Raw genomic sequence first — 20,920 nt, forward strand, 5'->3', positions numbered from 1 at the left:
AATTGAAATTAAATTTTAAAATTTGTTAAATACCATCCATCGTTAGATTTTCATCTACACGTTCACTCTTTTTAATTTCAAAAGCTTTTATGTTTTCTTTCCCTTCATTTAAAGCAGTTTTTACAAAATCATCTAAAGGTTGATTTCTCTTAAACAAACAACTTAGTATCATTGGTAGATTTGTCCCGCCAATTACCCGAAGATCGTCCTTATACGCTGCGATCCGAGAGCTTACATTGAAAGGTGTACCCCCAGCTAGATCAGCAAAGCAAACCACTCCACTATCTGAATCCACTTGTTCAATAGCTTGCTGTAAAGATGTTTCTAATTCGACTGGATCATCTTCAAAGGGAACCATCACTAAATTTTCTACATCTCCTGCAATTAAATGGAGTGACTCTAATATTCCCTTTGGAAATGATCCATGTCCTGTTATTACTATTCCAATCATTCTGAATTCCCCTTTAAAATTAAACTTTTGTTTTCTTGCTTTTTTATTTACATGATTCCAAAATACGAACCAACCAGTCCGACAACTACTGTAAGTCCTATCAATACTAATGGTGAACGTCCTTTTTTTAATAACCAATAAACTAAAAGCGTATACGCCAAAGGCAACAAAGCTGGCATGATTTGATCTAAAATATCAGTTTGCACATTTAATTTTGCTTCTCCCTGTACCCATGTATAATCAATTTTGAAAGCAACATAGGTTGCAATTAATCCACCAACTACTGTTAAGCCTACGATCGAAGCGGCGCGTGAAACGTGTTTGGTACCTTCTTTCAACTTACTAATAGCTCTAACGCCTGTTTTATAACCGTAACTCATGAGACCAAATCGTACACCAAAATGAATAATATTGAATAGGATCAAAAATACAAACGGCCCAAACATATTACCATTTACTGCCAACGAAGCACCTATACTTGCAGTAATTGGTAGTAAGGTCAAGTAAAATAATGCATCGCCTATACCGCCTAATGGGCCCATTGTAGCTACTTTTATTCCACGAATGGCTTCTCTATCTTCCTTTTTTTGCTCCATGGCTAAAATAACTCCCATGATAAAGGTAACTAAGAAAGGATGCGTATTAAAGAACTCCATATGATCCTTCATTGCCTTGCTCAAATCTTTTTTATTCTTATGAACTGCCCTTAAACCAGGGAGTATAGCATACAACCAACCAGCTGCTTGCATACGTTCATAATTAAAGGATGCTTGTAACAACAATGATCTCCAAGCTAATTTTCTAATTTGTTTTGGCTGTAAGTCTTGTGCAGGAGTAATATCTTCATATTGATAACTATTAGATACCATCGGTTATCTCCTCCTCTAGGGCTGGGGATTGCTTGTGTTTATTTTGGTAATAATCATATAGTGCTATGGCTAGACCAATTAAAGCTATGGCTAAGATTGGTAATTCTAAATATGCTGCTAAAATAAATCCAACAATGAAAAACATAATATATTCGACCTTCATCATGATCCGTAATAACATTGCAAAGCCTATAGCAGGCATAATGCCACCAGCAATCGACAATCCATCAATAATCCATTGCGGAACTGTTTCTACAAAGGCTGCTGCTTTCTCTGCTCCAAAATAAATAGGAAGAAATGCAATGAGAGCATTAAACGTAAACAGAATGGCTATACCTAAATAATTTATTCTTTCAATACCTCTAGCATTTGCATCTAATGCATATTGATCAGCTTTGTGCATTACTGGTGCAAAAATAGTGAAAAATAGAGTAATTAAACCTTGAACAGCTACCGCAAAAGGTATGGCTACCCCAACCGCAACCTTAGGATCTTGACCAGCTATAACGCCAAATGCCGTACCAATCACACCACCAATAACCACATTTGGGGGTTGAGCTCCTGCTAACGGAACCATTCCCATCCAAATTAATTCCAACGTACCTCCAACTATTAATCCGGTAGTAACATCACCTAAAATTAAACCAACAACAAGCCCAGTAACAACAGGACGATGCGCATGCGTTAATCCAACATATAAATCAATGCCAATAATTCCTGCCCAGATAGCTATTAAAATGGCTTCTAGTAACATTTAATTTCCTCCTTCCACAAATCAAATTAGATCCATTATATTTTGACCTTTTTCATTAGGAACTCCTCTTACATCCAGAGTTACACCTAATTCATCAAGCCGTTTAAATGCTTCTATATCCTTTTCATCTACAGAAACCGTTGCAGAGATCTGTTTTTTTCCTTCTTCATAATGCATATTTCCTATGTTAATATGATCTATCGGCACTCCTCCTTCCTTTAATGTAAGGGCATCATGTACATCTTTTACGACGAGGAATATTTTTTGCCTTGGTGATGCTTTATGAATGACGTCAATGGTTTTTTGTAACGAAAAGTATCTCGCTTGAATAACATCTGGAAGGACCATGTCCATTAAACTTTGTTGTACTTTATCTTTTGCTGCCTTATCATTGGCAACTAATACTAAATTCGCTCCTAAATGATTTACCCATGTTACCCCTACTTGTCCATGAATTAATCGATTATCAATCCTTGTTAATAAAATATTTGGTGTTGTCATTTTATTCATCCTTTCTATAATTCAAATTTATATAAGCGCTACCAATACAGCTTCAATTAAAGACCTTAAAAGAGATGGATTAAAAGGTCGGCAAAAATAACACATCCAATTTCATCATTGGCTTGATCCTTTGTTCCATTAAAAAGAAAGCTATTTTTTCGCGCTTGGGATGGTGTTTTCAATGAAGCCTTCCCAAATGCACATGTACTTCATGCATCATGCTACTCCTTGAAATGACATCGTCTCGTGCTTCAACACACGTGACGTACTCGTGATAGCTTTGCAACAAGGGGGCCTAAGATTTAGCCGACCTATTCCTTTTCAATTTCTTTTTGAACATACATTAAAACAGCTACTATTTCTCTTCATAGTCGTAAATCGTTACACCTTTTACGACCCGATTAACCGATCCGTCTGGACTTGGATTATCAGGTGTAATTCCTAACTGAATCGACTTTTTCAATGCAAGGACTTGAGCAAATAGGATGTAAAGTATGGCTAAGTAAAAATCATTCCCTAACGTTTTTCCTTCAGGATTTACAGAAATGGCCCAGTCTGCTAATTTACTTACTTCTTCATCTTGCCTTTCTGTTAGCGCTATCGTCTTGATTGCAGTCGTCTCACCAGATAGCTCTCTTAACATATCCAGATCGTATTTTCTTGTATACGCATCTTGAGACAAAAATAGGACTACTACAGACTGATCATTTAAAATTGACTTAGGACCATGTCGGAAACCAAGTGATGACTCATGAACTGCTACTACCTTTCCTGCCGTGAGTTCAAGCATTTTCAACGCTGCTTCATGAGCTAATTGGCCAAGCGATCCTGAGCCTAAATAGACAATTCGTTCCATATCATGAGCGATTACTTCTTCAACAACTTCTACTACTTGCTTAACAAGCCGCTTACCATTCGCTATTATTCCTTCTATTGTATTATGGGAAATAGAGTGTTTAGAAAAAATCATATAACATGCTAAAATCATACTCGTAAAGCTACTAGTCATTGCAAAAGCTTGATCATGCGCCTTTTCTGGTGTAAGTATCGTTAAACTGTTTTCATCATGCTCCGTATTTTCAGCTAGTTGACCATTCGGATTACAGGTAATATTTACTTGATAAAAATCATCAATGATGTCCTTTGCTAGTTTTACTGCTGCCACACTTTCTGGACTATTACCTGATCTTGCGAAGGATACTAAAATAGTTGGTATCTCTTTAAATAGATAATGGGTAGGATTAGATACGATATCTGTTGTTGCAATTGCTTCAAATTGTATCTTACCTTGATGCTGCTTTTGCAGTTCAGGAACGAGTATATCTCCAGCAAAAGCCGATGTTCCTGCTCCCGTCATTACGACTCGTACTTGTTCATGCTGATCATAAATAGCTGTTAAAAAACGTTCAATTTTTGTTTGGTTTTCTACTACGATGTTGATAGTATCCTGCCAAATTTCAGGTTGTTGATAAATCTCCTGTGCCGTGTGCCCAGCCAAATTTTTTTGTAATTCTTTCTCTGTTAAGTGAAACATGTTATTCCTCCTTTTATCATGTGGTCATGTTGACATAACCAGTTAGTCTGTGGAAAAGCTCTATTGCTTTTTGTTTGCCCAATAGAGCTGTTTTACGTTAATTCAACTGTATAATCAAATTTATCTCCTCTGGCTACGCTTACCGTATATTCAATTAATTGGTCTTGGTGAAATGCAAATCGTTTAATAAGCATTGCCGGCTGCTGTACGGTTGCGTTTAAATAATCGGCTTCTGCGTCACGTAAATGAGTTGCTGAAAACTTCTCAACAGCTCTTGTTACAGTAATTTGATAATCTTGATAAAAGACATCGTACATCGGTTTTTCCATTAGCTGTAATTTAGTCAGCTTAGGAAATATTCTCTTTGGTAAATACGATGTTTCATACATGAGCGGTTCGTTATCTGCTAATCGTAACCGTACAACTTGAAATACTTCATCAAGTGGTTGTAAATTCATCTTTTCTGCCAACCGCTTTTCAACCGCAATTTCTTCAAACGATATTACTTGTGTCATTGGAGTTTTCCCCAATTTTTTCATTTCCTCTGTAAAACTATATAATTTGACTAAATTTTGCTCAAATGTTGCCGCTGCAACAAAGGTACCTTTACCATGTAATTTATAAATATAACCTTCTCTTTCTAACTCTTGAAGCGCCTGTCTAACAGTTATTCGACTAAGATTATACATACTGCAAAGTTCACGTTCAGATGGCAACTTTTGATGCTCTGTATATGTTTTATTTTCTATTTTTTGAATGATTTCTTCCATTAATTGTAAATATAAGGGCACCTTACTATTTTTATCCAAGCCTTCCTCCTACCTCTCTTACTAAGTGGTTATAACCAGTTGTCTTTAGTATAGAACATTTAGCTTCATATGTAAAGGGGTTACATTACTTCATTTTGAAAAATTTATTAAAACGATAACGGACAATCATGTTTCGTCCTAGACTTACTTTTTATCGAATTTTAAATATGACTCCCGCCTCTTGGTTTCCATTACAATTACAAGTTAAACTTTCGCAAAGTTTAAAACAAGGAGATTACGTTGTTGCTAATGAAACATTAAAAGAAATTTTAAACCATACTACTTCTATTCAAACTTCTATCTATATGACCAAAGCTATGGCATATGATCTTATTAATTCTATCTTAAAAGTCATTGCAGAACAAAATTTACTATATGATGTTGCTTATATTAAACAGCTTTTCAAGTTTCAAACGATAGATGAATTGTATAATACTCTTGATAAAATTGCTGTTTATATTTGCAAGGAAATGAATCAAAAGAAGCGCAATAAAAATAATCATCTCTGTCATAAGTTGATGAAGTACTTGCAAAAGGAATTTACTAATCCTGAGCTAAGCTTGGAAAAACTAGCGGATTATTTTAACTTATCTGTTCCCTATGCTAGTCGCTTTATTAAAGAACAAACAGGATATACCTTTACACAAATTATCTGGGAAATGAGAATGAAAGAATGCAAACGACTTCTATTAGATACTTCCATTCCTATCAAAGATATCGTTGCCCAGATTGGCTATTATGATGTGGCTAATTTTACTAGAAAGTTTAAAAAATCAGTAGGTGTTACTCCAGGTCAATACCGAAAACATCGAATCGATACCGCCCTTTAGTATCTTACCTTTAACATCAGAAAATTTTTGATTAGACATGAAATGAACCGAAGCTGGGACATAAGCAAATACGAAATAGCAAAACCGAACAATTCATTTATGTGATTACCCCCAAAAGTTAGAGTTTTATTATACAGTTGATTGGCTGGATTGCGTTCGATACTCGACTGGGCTCAGCCCGGCCAATTTTTCTTTTATTCGTTCATGATTATACCAATAGATATATTCTTCAATCCGACTTTTTAATTCTTCATAGCTTACTAATTTTTCTCCATAATACATTTCTTGTTTTAAAATGCCAAAAAAATTCTCCATGGAAGCATTATCCGCACAGGTTGCTTTTCTAGACATGCTTTGGAATACTTTATTCTCTTTTAATGTTCTCACCCATTGGTTGTGCTGGTAATGAAAGCCTTGGTCAGAATGGATGGTGGTGCGATAGGTTGCATGATTCTTTATTATCTCTATCGTTTCTTTTAAAGGTTCTATGACAAGATCTAACGTTGGACGTTCCTTGATTTTATACGCAATAATTTCTCCGTTATAAAGGTCAAGAATCGGATTTAAATATAACTTCTCTTCACTTAGACATTTGAATTCTGTAATATCGGTTACTAATTTTTGAAGAGGAATTGGCGTGTTAAAACGGCGAGACAATCGGTTTTTCGCCACTTTTCCAACGTTTCCCTTATAGGAATTGTATTTACGGGATTTTCGCATAAATTTCACACATTTCAATCCCAATTCGCACATAATGCGATATACTTTTTTATGGTTGATAACGTATCCTAATTTATTTAGTTCTCTAGTAATACGTTTATAGCCATAACGTTCATGGAACTTTTTAAATAAATCTATAATGATTTTTTTTAGTACTTTGTCTGAATCTTCTCTGCCAAAATTTTTCACATGATAGTGATAGGTTGCTTCAGGTATGCCCACAGCAAGGAGAATATCTTTTAATCGGAATCCTTCTTCTTTAAGTCCAAATGCTACCTTTGCCTGTGCTTTTCGTGGAAGGCATTTGGATTCTCCCGAAAAGCTCGTAGCTTTTTTAGGTACGCATTTTCTAGCCTTAATAGTTCATTCTCTCGTTCTAATATTTCTTCACGTGTTAACTTTTTTTCTTCCTTTTTCTTCCGTTTATTGGGTTTCTTAGACATAGAAGACTCCCCCTTTGGTTTCAGGCCTTCTACTCCTTGTTCCTTAAATTCTTTCATCCAGCGTCTAATTAAGGAAGGGTTGTTCAATTTAAATTGAACAGCAGTTTCTAAAAAAGTAGCACCTGTCTTTAACACAAATTGTATCGTATTTAATTTAAATTGAACAGGATAAAACTTCCTAGCTTTTTTTCTTTTTAACCCATCCATTCCCTGAGACTTATAGACTTTCACCCATTCAAATATTGGTGTTGCGCTACCCATATTATATTTTTTTGCTAATAATTTATATCCTAGGTTGCCATATAAATACTCGGTGACAAGATTTATTTTAAATTCTTCACTATATTTAGCCATAAAAACACCCCCGAAAATTAGATTTCTACTCTAACTTTGGGGGGTCGGTACCTTATTATTGTTCGGTTTGTTTGCGTTTAGAAAAACTTGGCTTGTCGCCAAGTCTTTAGCGAACGCCATAGTTTTTCTTATACTATAAACCATAAAATTTTATACTTTACTATAGTACTAGGACAATTTTTTGTTCGTTTTTTAATCCATGTTTTCGTTTTATCCCAGCCCGTTTTTTTATTGAACAGTTAATGTTGATTTCATATCGGCATGACCTTCTCCACACGGTACATTACAATAAATTGTATATTCTCCTGGTTCATTAGGTGTAAAAGTTACTTTTCCATTTCCTTGAATGTTAACATCAAACTCATTAATCCCAATCCCATGCTGTCCTTCTTCATTAGTTAGCGATATTGTAATTTCTTCACCAGCATTCACAACATACTCAGGCTTATCAAATGTAAAGTTTGTAGCAGTCATATCGATTTGGTTCGTTGCATTACTCTCCGTAGCATCCGTTCCGTTAGCTTGCTCAGAATCATCTTCACCACCACAAGCAGCAAGAAAGAAAAGAAACAATAAAACAGCTGATAGTAAAACTTTTTTCAAAGCCAAATCCCCTTTCAATTATTTTTCAAATTGAATCATAATCCATAACTGTCCATTTTTTATCAAGGTTACAGGACAAATTTTTGAACATAGAGAAAAATATTCTATATACTGTTATTTTTCTACATATATCTAAGTGCTACAAATTAGAGCCTGTTTCGTTCGATACCATGAATAGTTCATGTTGGTCCAATTGCCAAACATGAGATACATAAAAAAACTAATCCTCTAATAATTGAATCAAGTTACCAACTATCGCTATATTCGAAAGTAGCTAACTTTCTTATATTATTTATCTCATCAGAAGGTTCCCGTTTGTAAGCTGCTGCTAACTGAGCTATTGTCCTTCTATTAGTAGAGGTTACGAAAGAGTTCCGCTCATAGAAATCTCCACTTGCAGAGGCAATAATATATTAAGGGGGTTGACCTCATCATCCAAGGGTAAAAAAGCCAAGGACTAAAGTTCGTTTTTATTCGGTGAGAGGACTAGCTTTCTTAAGATAGATGATAGAAAAAATTCTTGTTTTACTATTTTCATATTGGAAGAATGGATATTGTCTATTGTTCTCCGATTAATATTAGCACCAATAAAATACAGACCAATTGGATTAAGAATATCCATAAACTTTCCGATGATTTGGTTTTCGCTTCGCATATGCTCAAGCATGATAATCTTTCCGTTTGATTTCGTAACACGTCGAATCTCTTTAAGTCCTTGAACAGGATCTGGAACAGAGCAGAAGACACATGTAGAAATAACCGTATCAAATGTATTATCGGGAAATTCCAAGTTTTGAATATCCATTTCGAGTAATTGAATATCTACAGGAAGTCGATTTGCTTTTTCCCTTGCTCTTTTAAGCATGTTCGGGCTAAAATCTATCCCCGTCACTTGAACTTCTTTAGAATAGTACTTTAAATTAGTTCCTGTACCTACACCAACTTCTAGTACACTTCCATCTGCTTGTTGAATCAATTCCTTTCGCCACTCTTCTTTCATGATATGCTCCATTAAATCAAAAACACCTGATATACGATTGTATCTTTTTTTAATCGTTTCTGTTTGTTTATTCATCTTGAACTTCCTTTCAAATTGCTATTAGAGTCTGTTCAAAAAAGTTCGTTACAATGGATGCGACTTGTTTTGTTGGTGTCCATGTATGTAATTGTACATATTCTTCTCCCTGAAACAAAGGACGCATAGAGTCTAGGTCCTTTTTATCGTTCCTTCCACTGCTCATACTATTAATGAATCTTGATTGTTTTGAATATTTATGAGCGTCATAGCAAGGCGAAGCTAAACAGCCCTAGAATAAAAATCAATTTTTAGATACTATTCCCTTACTGGTAAATCATACACATAACAGATGAAGAATTTATGTGGAAATTATGTGGATCTTATGAAAGAGCTTGTTTCTTTTTACATGAAGTATTTGATGTATTATTTATGATATACTCTTGTTATATTAGGAGGTGAATTATATGAAACAGAAAGAAAAAATATTAACGACACTTGAACAAATCAACGATAAATTGGATGAGCAAGGCAGAAAATTAGATGAAGACAACTTAAAACTGGATGAGCACGGAAAAAGATTCGAGGAACAACAATCTATTCTAGTTGCCCTTCGTTCCGGACAGGAACATCTAAAAGCAGAAATTGATGGAATGCGTATGGACAATGCTAAAGAATTCGATCATATAAAAAAAGAGCTGAACAATGTAAACTTGAATTTTTCAGTCCTCCGTGATGACGTTTGGGCAAATAAAAAAGTCTTCACCAAACAAAAATCATTTATTCCGCATTTTAACCTCTCTTTACGTACTCTTCACAGACAACAACCGCTCTAAAAGCTTTTTTCAACAAAAGAGCTTACCAGAATATCGTTCTTTTCCAGTAAGCTCTATTATAATTTTCACAACACACTATTCCGTCTTTTATAAATATTTTCTTTCAATTTTATTTCATGTATCCTTCAAGACAATCTACAATCTCTGCTCACTAAGTTTGCATTTCTTTCCCTTGCACTTTCTTTTTGTAATTCACAGAGATAATACCCATTGCTACCAAAACGAGTGCACTAATAATAAAGATCGTTAGTTTTTCCTCAGGAATAAAGACTGCTGATAACACTGCGCCAGAAACAGGTGTTAAAAATTTATACATGCTAATTTCCCCAGCTTTGTTATATTTTAAAATAGAGTACCACAAAGCAAAAGCAGCTGCCGATAATACTGCTGAATAAATAAATAACCACCAACCCAAAGTCGTAAAAGTCATTGCATGATCACTCAGCTGAGGCACCCCTACGATTAACATTATTCCGGATCCAATAGTTAATTGCCATCCAGTGAGAGCAAATGGGTGGATACCAACTGCTAGTTCCTTTGCCATAATGGTACCGATAGCCCCTGTTAGTCCTGATAAAATCATGTACCCCTCACCGGTTAACTGGAAGCTGAGCTGTAGTTCCTGTCCCCAATTAGCCACAATAATTCCGGTAAATCCTGCTACTAAGCCAATTGCTTTGTTCCAATTCAAGCGGTCATTTGTATAGAAAAAATGCGCTAGTACAACGGTAAAAAACGTTCCACTAGATATTAAAATTGCTCCTTGCATACCGGAAACATTGGCCAATCCATTATAAAAAAAGAAATATTGTAATCCTGTTTGGATGAACCCAAATATGGTAAGAAAAAACAGTTGTCGTTTTGTTACCATTAAGTACTTTCGATTTACTATTAGTAAACCGACTAGGATCATGATTCCAGCTAGCAAAAATCTCATTCCTGCTAACACAATTTTAGCAATTGTATCATCTGCAGCCATTTGCAATTCCTCATAGCTCACTTTTAACACAGGAAATGCACTGCCCCATAAAATGGAGCAGAAAACAGCTATGCCTACGACAACCCATTTATTTTTTAAAACCTGATTCACTTCATGTCATCTCCCATGCTGTGTTCTTCACTAATTGCTAGTTTAAACGAACGCTTTTTTGTTTCTAAGAACATACTTATACACTAAGGAGTATTCTATCATGTCTTAGTAAAATAATCATATACTAGAATTCAGACAGAGATGTATTTTACAAGAGAAATGCAATTGTAAATTGAGAATGTTGCAACTTGACACAAAGTCTCTTTGAGCAGAAATATTAACGAAGAAGCCAACTATAAACAGAATTTAAAAAGGATAGCATGCTCATTTTTCCGTACATGTTACAATGAGTTAAATATCTTGCAATACTCTCACTTAGTTAATGTATTACTTTTTCATGCTCGTGGATAAGAAAGAGTAAGGTCTGTACATGCACCTAAAGAACGCTTTCATATTGGCTGAACAATAGACGCCTTATGTAAGCTAGAGGAGGCGCGTTTCAGTTTCCATATGTAAAGATCGGTTACTATTACAAAAACTTGGCTTGTCGCCACGTCTTTATGGTGAAAGCTATCCTTTTTCCTATACTATAGAGCCTAAAGTTTTATATTTTCCTATAGTATAAAAAAGTTAATGGAGAGGATTTACAAAGTTATCGTTATTGCAATACTTGTATTTCTTTATGGTAGGTTAATCGGAAAATTAATCTGCCATTCTTGCTTATCTGTTATGGATAGAGAAATCATTCAGTGGGATTTTCTATGCCCCACTGATGACAAATTAATAGTGCACTGTTATACAATTATTTCCAGCACATAAACTGAAGTCTTCCAGTATCGGGCTAACGAAACAAAATTCTTTATCTATAATTGCAAAAATTCGTTTAAGCATATGCTATAAAACACTCGGCTCTTATTAATTAATAGAAGCGTAGTTCAAATTACTCGTCACTGTTTTATTAGCTCGACAAAATGAGCAATTATCCTTGCAGTTAGTCCCCAAATCACCTTTCCTTTATAGTAATAAAATAATTCATCTGCTGCTCGCACACTCCATTCATATTTTTTCCCACCTTGAATATGTTCATATGGAAAATTAACTTCAGGAATGACTTTAAAATTCACCTTATATGCTTCAGGCTTTGTTTCTAGGAAAAATTGTAAAGGGACTGTGAATACCTCATCTACTTCTGCACGATTTGGTACAATTTTTTCTGGATGATGAAGCACTCCAACAAATGGAAATATGATTCTTCCAAAATCAGATACAATATAATCTAGTGGAACAACATCACTTATATTCGTAATATCTACACCTATTTCCTCTGATGTTTCCCGTAACGCACAATGCAGTTCACTTTCGTCATCTTTTTCTACTCTCCCGCCCGGAAAACAAATATCGCCAGGCTGATTGCGCATTTTTAATGAGCGTACTTCGAATAACAAGTGCGTTTCATTTTTAATTTCTACCATAGGAATAAATATACCAAATTCTCGAAAGTGTTCACGTCCTAAAATAGTTGGCTTACGATCCCTTAATTTTGCTATTACCTTAGTCGCATTCACCTTATCACCTCCGACGACATAACCAGCCACAATCTATTATATCGTTGTCATCTCCAATTGAACAATATTCACATATTAAATCCATTTATGCCTATTATATATAGAACTGTTTAATAAAGTGAATCTTCAATCCGTGTTTTTTCTTTTATCCTCCACTTATCCTCCTAGTGTTCATCTCGTAGTGTTGAAGTGGAGATCTTAACTACCAGTTACATGCAGGAGAAAATTATTAAGCAAGCTGTCGATATTTCCCGGGAAATGAATAAGACTTTTGACAAATATCGCCCAAGTGACTTAAGTTAAAGGAAATGGAATATTAATTTATTACTTATCTTTATTTAAAGAAGGACAATGATGAAGTAAACCTCCAGTTAGTGAAGCTCTTTTCTTCCACTAAATCAATTGAGCATGAGGTGCCGTAATATCCATCACTTTAACTTTTAACCGATTTAAGGTGGTGTTACGGCACCTTTTATACTAGATAGTCTATAACTGCTATTAGGATTAATTCTTCATTTTACTTGGCAACCAGAGATAGATATAATTAAAATATTTAACTTTCCTTTAATGTGATTAAGCAAATAAAGGTTACCGCAATAAAAACCCGATCTCCATTATTAAGTGAATCTTCAATAGTGGAATTTTTCTCTGTCCCCCACTGACTGTTAGAACGAACAGAATCGAGCATTTGGCTTGCAAGTTTGATTCCTCGACTATACTCTCCCAGGGTTCATTTCGTAGCATGGAAGTGGGATCTTTACTGTAAGTTACATGCTGGATAAAAGTTCCCCATCCGTCTACTTTTTTGTCTATAGCTTATAAAAAAGCGACCAGTTAACCTGAAATGTTAACTGGTCGCTACGGGTTAATTCATTTCAATTTCTTCAACAACCCTTTCTACAATCATTGCACTTTTCTTGGCTGTAAGATCTCCGCCACCTGTGGTAAATACATTTTGTTTCAGAATTTCATCCATTGCGGCATTAATTTTCGATGGATTAGCTGGTTCTATTGGATTGTCAATCGAATAAGTAACTACTTTTCCTTCCTCATTCGTAAACTTTAATTCTAGCCTTTTCACATTATCCCTCCTTCTCCATATGTTTCTAAACGTATTATTAAACAATACTCGAAGTGTCTTTACGTTCAATTTTCTTTAATGAATGTTGTTGCAATCCTGCAAGCACTTGTGCAACAGCGTAAAGCTGATCAGGGGTAGCATCGATTTTAATATTGTTAAAGCTCTTGGCTTTTACTAGCGGCTTCCCTGATCCTTCATCCAATCCGCTATTAAACTCCAAACGTAATGATGAATCTGTAATTGTTGCCAAAGCCATTTGATCACCTCCTTCTGACCTAACATTCGAATGTAGCATCAAAAAGGTGGCAAAAAGAACTCCTATTATAATTTAAAATACGTATTATCAAAGTGAAAAAAGCAAAACAAATTGTTGCTTTGTCTTTTTGCATTTTATCCATTTATGCACTGTGGATTTTTTGTTCATCTAAATCAGGTGCTCAGTGACTAGCAAACTTCGATCTTCTTCCTACGATAAGTAGTCAATCTCGTCGAATCTAAAGAAAGTGCGACTGAAAGCGGGCTAGTCGCTCAGGCGTCGGCCCTCCCTGTTTTAGAGGCATGTTTTTCTTTATCCTGGATGTAAGAAGCCTTATTTTTCTTATGTCAAAAATCTGCTTATGATGCTGCGATGAGAAAAACGGCTTCTAAATCCCGATTCGTTACGGTCGGCAGGACAAGAAAAGACTACGACAGCGACACATTGCACGACGAAAAAGTGATTTTCTTTTTCTAGGAAGTAGAAGCTTCTTAAATAAACATCGCGGTTTTCAAGGAAGAAAGCGCTCCATGAATGAAGTTTTCACTTTATTTCGTTAAAAGTTCTCCCAGTTTGTACATTGCTAAATGTGTGCCCGTACCTAAAAATGTTTAACTTAATATAAGCCCATTAGTAAATAAAGATATCCATATAGGAAAATAAGAGAATATATTAGTAAATTAAACATCTCAACGGATTAGTCGGCCCATAGAATCATAAATACCTATTAGCTTAGGCTTGGAAGAGATTCCTTCTACAACAGCAATTTGAGCATTTGTAACAAAAATTTGGGTACGAAATGCATAAAGGGCAGTATCTCCAACTTCTACATTATCCGTAGCCAACTTCCCATAATAATCAATATTGGTCGGATCATTTTCAATAATCCTAACTTCTCTTAAGTTATCTTTGCTTGTCCCTACGAGCGCGTTTTTCATATGTGAGCGGGGGTAAAATCCTCCTCCAAATACGTATCCATGATTGTTATAAATATGAGAAACTTCGGTCACATAAACTATTGCTGGTTTCTCAGCTAATTCTTTTGAGGCATGAAGTGGTGTTGTTCCCGTTAGTGCATGTCCTGGCTCCCCTTGTGTTGCCCCGTTTTTTTTCAATATATCCATTGTTGCAACAGATGTACCACTGGGCATATTCATTTCCAGATTGGTATGTCCATTAGCCATTAAGAATTCCTTGGCTTTTTGCATTGACGTAACATTTGCAGTAACCATAGGAACATCATTTTCAATTATTATACAAGGAAAACTTGTTAATCCTGCTAGTTCAATCCCTTCTAAATGTTCTATCCTTTTGAAGTCTTCGGCTAATTGAGCTAACGTAAATCCGCCTTCCTGCCCATTAAAAACAAAATCGCCTTTATTAGCTATACGCAAAAATATTTTTTGTTTTATTCCTTTTTGCGATGCTATATCACTAATATTTTTGGCATTTTCATAGCTGAAAACTGTAACAAATTCAGGGGAAAGGTCTAATATTTGTGATATTATTTGTTTTGGTATTTGTACTAAATGACCAACATGTCCTAATTTAACTGACGTTTTGCTTAGTGTAATTGCTTCCCAAGGATCAACAGCAACTGCTTTTTTAATTCCAGCTTCAACAATCGCTTCTGTCACTACAGGATTACGACCAATTTGTTTTGTCATTAAGAGTAGTTCAATATCCTGTTTTTTGGCTTCTTTAATTAAAGCTACTGCATTTTTTCGTATCATATCTAAATCAAGTACATACGTATTTGGGGAGATACTTCCTTGTTGATGAAGTTCTAATGAGACATCTATTAATTTTCTGTTGTATTTTTTTACAGCTTCTAAAAACATAATTGTATCCCCTCTCTACATGTCTTGTAATAACGGAAGAAAAGATGTTCCATTTTCTGTTTTGTTTAATCCCAGATAATTTGCTGCAGTTGCAGCAATATCAGATAATGTTGTTCTTTCACCAATACGAACTGGTGAGAATTGCTTATTATAAACCAACAAGTAAGTTTTCTCCCTCGTATGCTGACTATGACCAATGGTAGGATCATTGCCATGATCAGCACTTAACATTAATAGGTCCTCTTCTCTCATATTCTGTAGTATATCTGATAAATATCGATCCACTATTTCAATACGATCAGCATATCGTTCTGGGTTTTGTGCATGCCCTGCTAAGTCGGTTTCCTGAACTGTTGCAGCAATAACGCCATGATTTAAACTGTTCATTTCATGTAGAATATCTTTCATTACTTGTTCGGTATCCACACCAGGAAACTTCTTTGCTTTTTCACAATAAATGACATCTTGCATCTTTCCGACGAGAGATACTTCGAGACCCGATGTTGTTGCTAATGTTGGCAACTGATATTCTGGTGAAATACCAAACCCTAAGTGTCGGACTTGATACCCCTGGTTATATACCTTAGATTTAGGAGAATTCACTCCTACTAAACCATCTTTCCTTCTTTCTACTGAGTTTTGTAATTCTTCAGCAGTAACATTTTCACCTCCTAAAGCGATCACTCGATTTACTCTTACATGATCACGTACACATTTACCAACTTTTAGCACTTCCTCAAACGTGATATAGTCTAAAGGGGCACTTACATTATATATTTGTCCATAATCGGTTTCAATATTATCCGCTACAATTACAAGATGATTAACCAACAAATAAGGCAAATCAGGATTTGGTATAGTTACCGTGTAGCCTGCTTGTTCGAGTGCAGCTTTTACGTGGTTCATGTTTTTAATAAATGGAGCTAAATAGGCTTTCTTTGGTTTAGTTCCCATAATTTCGTTATGCCCCTCGAAACTATCCGCCCCATGGTGCATCAGTCTTAAAACACCGAAGCTTGCTATATTAGACACATTGTTTAGATTTGGGTGATGTAAAATCTTATTTATACCTAGTCTTTGAAAGGTGGGTATTTTTATAGAAGGCACTTTGTCGATTATATGTTTAAACGTATTTGCACCTACATCTTGAGGATGATAATATTTTGCATCCTCCATATATCCTACACCCAAACTATCTAATATGATGATGATGACTCTTCTTTCCATGATGATATCCTTCTTTCCTTTTATCTTTCTAAGGCTCGCTCAATTGAACTCTTCAATATTCTAATGATTGTTTCGGAACCGCTGCGCAGAGGATTAATTCGTATCATGCTATTTTCAAGCGATGGATTAGCCGCTAAAAAAGTTCCTGACACACGATAAAACATCGGTGCAAATTCATATCTTGACTCTGCACCTACTGGATTAGGAGTGGCTCCAAACTCATTCGCATATAAAAGAACTTTTTTTGCAATTGGTTTAGAAAACTCAACCAAAATCACTTTTGATTGTGCGTTTACCAAGTAAGCATTTTTCACTCCTTTTACAGCTCCACTATTAAGGAATAGCAGTAATTGTTCATTAACTTTTGCCTGTATAGCTAACATAACAGGAGCATAGACAAGACCTCTTAAAGCCTCAAGCGCTTCATACCCTTGTACTTGACTGCCTCCAGAATAATTTACCTGTTCAATTTTATTAATTAATTCCTTTTTCCCTAGAACTAATCCAACCCCTTCTGGTCCCATTAATTTAAATAATGAAAATGTTGATAAATCAGCTCCAGCCTGTACTCCAATTTGTTTCACCTTCATGGCAGCGTAGTTATCATCCGTAATAATGGTTAGATTTGGACTTAGCGATTGGATGATTTGGATAACTTCAGACAAATCATAATGATCATCTATTATCTGTCTCGTGTGCTGAATTAAAACACCCTTTAAATTTGGAGTTTGTAAAATAATACGATTTAGTTCCTTGGAGTCATGGAAATCAACGTATACAAGTTCAATCCCCATCATTTCTAAGGTAGTTTTACTTGTTGGATAGATTGGCGCATCATGAACAAGCAGTCGATCACCAGCCTTTAAAAAAGAGAAAAATCCCATTCTCAATGCACCAGTACCTGCTCCACGTACTAATACTGCTCGCTCTGCATTAAAAAAATCTGCTAATGTTTCTTCTACTTTTTTTGTAAAAGTTGGTTTATTGATACCTTTTGTAACCCCTAAATCGCCTAATGTAAGCAATTCATCTCCACGAAAATGTCTAGTAACTACATCTATTAATGTAAATTGTCTTTGCTGGGCTTCATCAATTGAAATATTCTCTAAAGGAAAAGTTTGCATTTCAGCTTACCCCCTCATAAATATAGCTGGATTTTTAACGAGCATTCTCTCAATACTTTCCTCCGTAATGCCATACTTTTGTAAAAGAGGCACAAAAGTATCTAATAAATAGGAATAGCCTAAACCACCTTTATATTCTAAATGGGATTTTCTTGTAATATCCATGGATAAAAACACTTGTTCTATATATCCTTCATCCTGTATTTTTTTTAACATCTTTGCACGAACACTATCAGGCATATAATTTTCCTTTCCAACTGTATCAAACTCTACATTGACACCTTCTCTTAACATGTTTAAGACATAATCTGCATCACCAGTTAAATCAACATGCCCTATAATGACGCGACTTAAATCGACGTGATGTTTCTTAAAGAATTCAACCTGTTCATGACCCAGTGTTCCAATTGAAGTATGAGTTGTTATTGGTTTTTTTGTTTCTTTATGAGCAATTACAGCTGCTTCAAACACTCTTTTTTCTGCTTCTGTCCATTTGTTATAACTAGTACCTATTTCTCCAATTATTTCTGCTTTCATCTTCGTCCCCTTAATTCCTTCATCGATCTCCTTCATCATTCTTTTCGCAAGTTGTTCCCTTGTTTCTCGAAATACTAAAATGGGATAGAATGCCTCTTGATAGAACCCAGTAGAAAATATGATATTTATTCCACTTGCTTTGGAAACTTTTTGTACATATGGGATATTCCTTCCCATTCCAAAATTAGTCACATCAATAATATTTCTAACTCCCTTTTGGTATAGCTTTTTAAACTCTCTAACCGTTTCCGGAAATACATCTAAATGACAATCTTCATTATTTTTTACTTCTGACAAATCAATCGTCGTATGCTCATGCATATAAGTAATACCGCTTTCTAACAAAAAAATTACCTTCTTTCTTCTTGGAGTAATATCTCTCCAACTAGTTTTATTTAATTGGAGAGATTGATTGACGAATATAGATTTACCACAAGCCAACTAAATGTAGAATATTTACTAAAATACCTAATAGAATTACTGCTATCGGACCAACAGCTAACTCAACAAGTGGCTTTTTGGAGATACGATTGATTAAATAGAAACCAATCACCCAGAAAAACCCGATCCCAGGAGCAATTTTTTCACCTGCCATCGCACTACCAATTAAAATAGCGATCCCAAGAACATCTGTAAGAGACGTACGAATATGCTCTCCCATTTCACGAATACCAGGTAGTTTATCCATTCCCTTTGAAACTGCTGATAGAGAAATTACCTCTACATACATTACAAGCGCTCCCAATACAAATGCCAAAATCGGAATATCTCTAAAAATAAGACCAACCGCAAAAATAAGTGTAGTTCCTGCTAATCCATAAACCCCGGTAACAATAGCAGTAGAAAATACTAGAGGTATAAAACCTATTGCTCTAGCAAACGTAGTAATAGCTGCCTCTGTTATCTTTCCATCATTAATTAACGCTTGAGGCATTGCATCAACTGCTAGAATCAACATTGCCGAGGCCAAAGCAACAAGACCTCCCATTAAAGCTAATAACCATCGATTTTTCCGAATCCGATTGACACGTTCTTCAAAAATATTTACTAAATCTGCATTTGTTGTTTCTTCATCGTCTTTAATTCGTGATGCTAAGTAAACCATCATTAGCATACCTACTAATAGAGAAATGCCTTCAGGACTTAGAGAAACGTCATAGCCTGCTAAAGTAAATGTTCCGTATTTTGCTAAAAGCAAGTAAGAAGCCAATGTTATAAGGGCAGTCACAGCAGCTTTCTTTAAACCGTGTTGATACCCAACTGCAACCGCCGGAAATACTGTAAACGCAATAATAATCGGATTGCCAATAAGACTTAAGGAATCCAAGAAGTTAACAGGCAACTGATTAAATATATCAACTACGAATTGTAGTCCTAAAACGATGCCAATACTATAGACAGCACCAATAATACCCGCAAGGGCCATTCCTATTTTATTGTAAGGAGTCCAAATACCAATTATGTCACATGCTAGTAAAATGCTGTGCCCGATAATAATTGTAGCCCCTATAGAAAGTGGGATACCAAAACCGATGATTAAACCAAAGCTTAATGCAAAACTAGTTGCTGCAAGTTCCCCCCTTGTAATTCTTCCTTCTAAATACTCAGGCATAATGGGACGAAGACCATCGTTAAATACTGCAACACCACGATTCACAAGTATAGAACCTAATGCACCTAGAGCAGCTATGACAATAATTTGAATCAGATTAAAGTCCATATTCTCTACCTCTTCTTTCTATTCCTTATTTAATAGTGCAGGGATTAATATATTTAAAACATTTGTTGTAGATGGAGCAGTAAAACCAAATGCAATTTTACCTTCATTTACTTGTTTACAAATATCTTCTTCCTTCATTATGGAAGTTGGTGAAGCTAACGAAACACATCTGTCTTTACCTAATAATGCAATTGCCATGGCTAACGCTCCACCTGAACCAGTTTCACAGGCGCCGATATAGTAATCCGCCTTATTATTCTTTAAATCCATAACAGCATTTAGATCGGTTTTTACCGTCACTTCAAGATTGCTTCCCCCCAATTCTTTAACCTGTTTTTCAATTGCCTGCTTATTCAGCTGTCCACCAATAACAATCTTTAACATCTTAAAAACCTCCTAATTATTTATTTGATTCTATTACTCGATGAAGGTGAAGGTAAAAATAGTTTCTTTCTTCGTTTGGTAACTTTTTATTTATTTGTGAGTTAACATAGGTGATAATCTCATCGATGGCTTCTTTATGTGGCATTGTATCTATTTCCTTAAGTATTGCTGCTGGAGGTCCTTCAATTTGTTCCCCCCTTTCCATTCTTGTTAAAGCCATACACAAATGCGTCCAGAACATCTCAGAATCTTGTATGATCTTTACATTAAATTTCTTTGTTAAAAAGTCGTATGTGCTTAAAGTTATATCAGATGCATTTTGTATAATGACTTGATTAGTTAGCAAAATATTTAATTTCTCCTGGATTTCTAACCTTTCCACCACACCAACCTCCAATGTACAGTATTTAGTATTTTGAATTTAAAAATTAAACTT

Annotated in this window: 23 protein-coding genes; 2 read left to right on the forward strand and 21 right to left on the reverse strand. The window is 35.2% G+C overall.

Annotated features, from left to right (window positions below; all coding sequences use genetic code 11):
* Positions 1-25 precede the first annotated feature (25 nt).
* From BN1066_RS05315 to BN1066_RS05340, 6 genes are all read right to left on the reverse strand, one after another.
* Complete coding sequence (locus BN1066_RS05315) at positions 26-451, reverse strand: PTS sugar transporter subunit IIA (RefSeq protein WP_077318419.1); 426 nt, start codon at positions 449-451, stop codon at positions 26-28.
* Positions 452-498: 47 nt separating this feature from the next.
* Positions 499-1,320: a PTS system mannose/fructose/sorbose family transporter subunit IID gene (locus BN1066_RS05320; RefSeq protein WP_077318420.1), complete on the reverse strand. Its 822-nt coding sequence runs from the start codon at positions 1,318-1,320 to the stop codon at positions 499-501.
* A complete protein-coding gene (gene agaW / locus BN1066_RS05325) occupies positions 1,310-2,074 on the reverse strand; it encodes a PTS N-acetylgalactosamine transporter subunit IIC (RefSeq protein ID WP_077318421.1) in 765 nt (254 codons plus the stop codon). Before agaW ends, BN1066_RS05320 begins: the two co-directional genes overlap by 11 nt.
* A gap of 21 nt (positions 2,075-2,095) precedes the next feature.
* Positions 2,096-2,575, reverse strand: coding sequence for a PTS N-acetylgalactosamine transporter subunit IIB (gene agaV / locus BN1066_RS05330; RefSeq protein ID WP_077318422.1), 480 nt, complete (start codon positions 2,573-2,575; stop codon positions 2,096-2,098).
* Positions 2,576-2,930: 355 nt separating this feature from the next.
* Positions 2,931-4,109: an SIS domain-containing protein gene (locus BN1066_RS05335; protein ID WP_077318423.1), complete on the reverse strand. Its 1,179-nt coding sequence runs from the start codon at positions 4,107-4,109 to the stop codon at positions 2,931-2,933.
* Positions 4,110-4,201: 92 nt separating this feature from the next.
* Positions 4,202-4,918, reverse strand: a complete 717-nt coding sequence (locus BN1066_RS05340; RefSeq protein WP_245799707.1) for a GntR family transcriptional regulator — start codon at positions 4,916-4,918, stop codon at positions 4,202-4,204.
* A 128-nt stretch (positions 4,919-5,046) separates the two neighbouring features.
* Between BN1066_RS05340 and BN1066_RS05345 the strand changes: the two genes are divergently transcribed.
* Entirely contained in the window at positions 5,047-5,748 is a 702-nt protein-coding gene (locus tag BN1066_RS05345; RefSeq protein ID WP_077318424.1) for a helix-turn-helix domain-containing protein, read from the forward strand.
* 129 nt (positions 5,749-5,877) lie between these two features.
* Here BN1066_RS05345 and BN1066_RS05350 read toward each other — a convergent pair whose 3' ends face one another.
* From BN1066_RS05350 to BN1066_RS05365, 4 genes are all read right to left on the reverse strand, one after another.
* The gene (locus BN1066_RS05350; RefSeq protein WP_143695707.1) at positions 5,878-6,828 is read right to left on the reverse strand and encodes an IS3 family transposase; all 951 of its coding nucleotides are present in this window, start codon (positions 6,826-6,828) and stop codon (positions 5,878-5,880) included.
* Positions 6,741-7,265: a helix-turn-helix domain-containing protein gene (locus tag BN1066_RS05355; protein ID WP_077318425.1), complete on the reverse strand. Its 525-nt coding sequence runs from the start codon at positions 7,263-7,265 to the stop codon at positions 6,741-6,743. Before BN1066_RS05355 ends, BN1066_RS05350 begins: the two co-directional genes overlap by 88 nt.
* Positions 7,266-7,493: 228 nt before the next feature.
* Entirely contained in the window at positions 7,494-7,868 is a 375-nt protein-coding gene (locus tag BN1066_RS05360) for a cupredoxin domain-containing protein (protein ID WP_077318426.1), read from the reverse strand.
* Positions 7,869-8,325: 457 nt separating this feature from the next.
* On the reverse strand, positions 8,326-8,943 hold the full coding sequence (locus BN1066_RS05365; protein WP_077318427.1) for a class I SAM-dependent methyltransferase: 618 nt from the start codon (positions 8,941-8,943) through the stop codon (positions 8,326-8,328).
* A 407-nt stretch (positions 8,944-9,350) separates the two neighbouring features.
* Between BN1066_RS05365 and BN1066_RS05370 the strand changes: the two genes are divergently transcribed.
* Positions 9,351-9,719 (forward strand): hypothetical protein, encoded by a 369-nt coding sequence (locus BN1066_RS05370; protein WP_077318428.1) that lies wholly within the window; start codon positions 9,351-9,353, stop codon positions 9,717-9,719.
* 151 nt (positions 9,720-9,870) lie between these two features.
* Here the strand turns inward: BN1066_RS05370 and BN1066_RS05375 are convergent, their stop codons facing one another.
* The 11 genes from BN1066_RS05375 to BN1066_RS05425 all read right to left on the reverse strand — a co-directional run bounded on the left by BN1066_RS05375 (position 9,871) and on the right by BN1066_RS05425 (position 20,866).
* Positions 9,871-10,809: a DMT family transporter gene (locus BN1066_RS05375; protein WP_077318429.1), complete on the reverse strand. Its 939-nt coding sequence runs from the start codon at positions 10,807-10,809 to the stop codon at positions 9,871-9,873.
* 887 nt (positions 10,810-11,696) lie between these two features.
* Positions 11,697-12,314 (reverse strand): NUDIX hydrolase, encoded by a 618-nt coding sequence (locus BN1066_RS05380; RefSeq protein ID WP_077318430.1) that lies wholly within the window; start codon positions 12,312-12,314, stop codon positions 11,697-11,699.
* Between the two features lie 865 nt (positions 12,315-13,179).
* The gene (locus tag BN1066_RS05385) at positions 13,180-13,395 is read right to left on the reverse strand and encodes a DUF2922 domain-containing protein (RefSeq protein ID WP_077318431.1); all 216 of its coding nucleotides are present in this window, start codon (positions 13,393-13,395) and stop codon (positions 13,180-13,182) included.
* Between the two features lie 37 nt (positions 13,396-13,432).
* Positions 13,433-13,651 (reverse strand): DUF1659 domain-containing protein, encoded by a 219-nt coding sequence (locus tag BN1066_RS05390; protein WP_077318432.1) that lies wholly within the window; start codon positions 13,649-13,651, stop codon positions 13,433-13,435.
* A gap of 689 nt (positions 13,652-14,340) precedes the next feature.
* Positions 14,341-15,492, reverse strand: a complete 1,152-nt coding sequence (locus BN1066_RS05395; RefSeq protein WP_077318433.1) for a YhfX family PLP-dependent enzyme — start codon at positions 15,490-15,492, stop codon at positions 14,341-14,343.
* A gap of 15 nt (positions 15,493-15,507) precedes the next feature.
* Positions 15,508-16,719 (reverse strand): phosphopentomutase, encoded by a 1,212-nt coding sequence (locus BN1066_RS05400; RefSeq protein WP_077318434.1) that lies wholly within the window; start codon positions 16,717-16,719, stop codon positions 15,508-15,510.
* 20 nt (positions 16,720-16,739) lie between these two features.
* Positions 16,740-17,843 (reverse strand): aminotransferase class V-fold PLP-dependent enzyme, encoded by a 1,104-nt coding sequence (locus BN1066_RS05405; protein ID WP_077318435.1) that lies wholly within the window; start codon positions 17,841-17,843, stop codon positions 16,740-16,742.
* Positions 17,844-17,849: 6 nt separating this feature from the next.
* Positions 17,850-18,725: a phosphotriesterase family protein gene (locus tag BN1066_RS05410; protein ID WP_077318436.1), complete on the reverse strand. Its 876-nt coding sequence runs from the start codon at positions 18,723-18,725 to the stop codon at positions 17,850-17,852.
* 82 nt (positions 18,726-18,807) lie between these two features.
* Entirely contained in the window at positions 18,808-20,100 is a 1,293-nt protein-coding gene (locus BN1066_RS05415; protein ID WP_077318437.1) for a YhfT family protein, read from the reverse strand.
* Positions 20,101-20,118: 18 nt separating this feature from the next.
* The gene (locus tag BN1066_RS05420; protein ID WP_077318438.1) at positions 20,119-20,484 is read right to left on the reverse strand and encodes a DUF2620 domain-containing protein; all 366 of its coding nucleotides are present in this window, start codon (positions 20,482-20,484) and stop codon (positions 20,119-20,121) included.
* A gap of 16 nt (positions 20,485-20,500) precedes the next feature.
* Positions 20,501-20,866, reverse strand: coding sequence for a PRD domain-containing protein (locus BN1066_RS05425; RefSeq protein ID WP_077318439.1), 366 nt, complete (start codon positions 20,864-20,866; stop codon positions 20,501-20,503).
* Between the last annotated feature and the right edge of the window lie 54 nt (positions 20,867-20,920).

The organism is Virgibacillus proomii, from assembly GCF_900162615.1.
In the GTDB taxonomy this organism is placed as follows: Bacteria; Bacillota; Bacilli; order Bacillales; family Amphibacillaceae; genus Virgibacillus; species Virgibacillus proomii.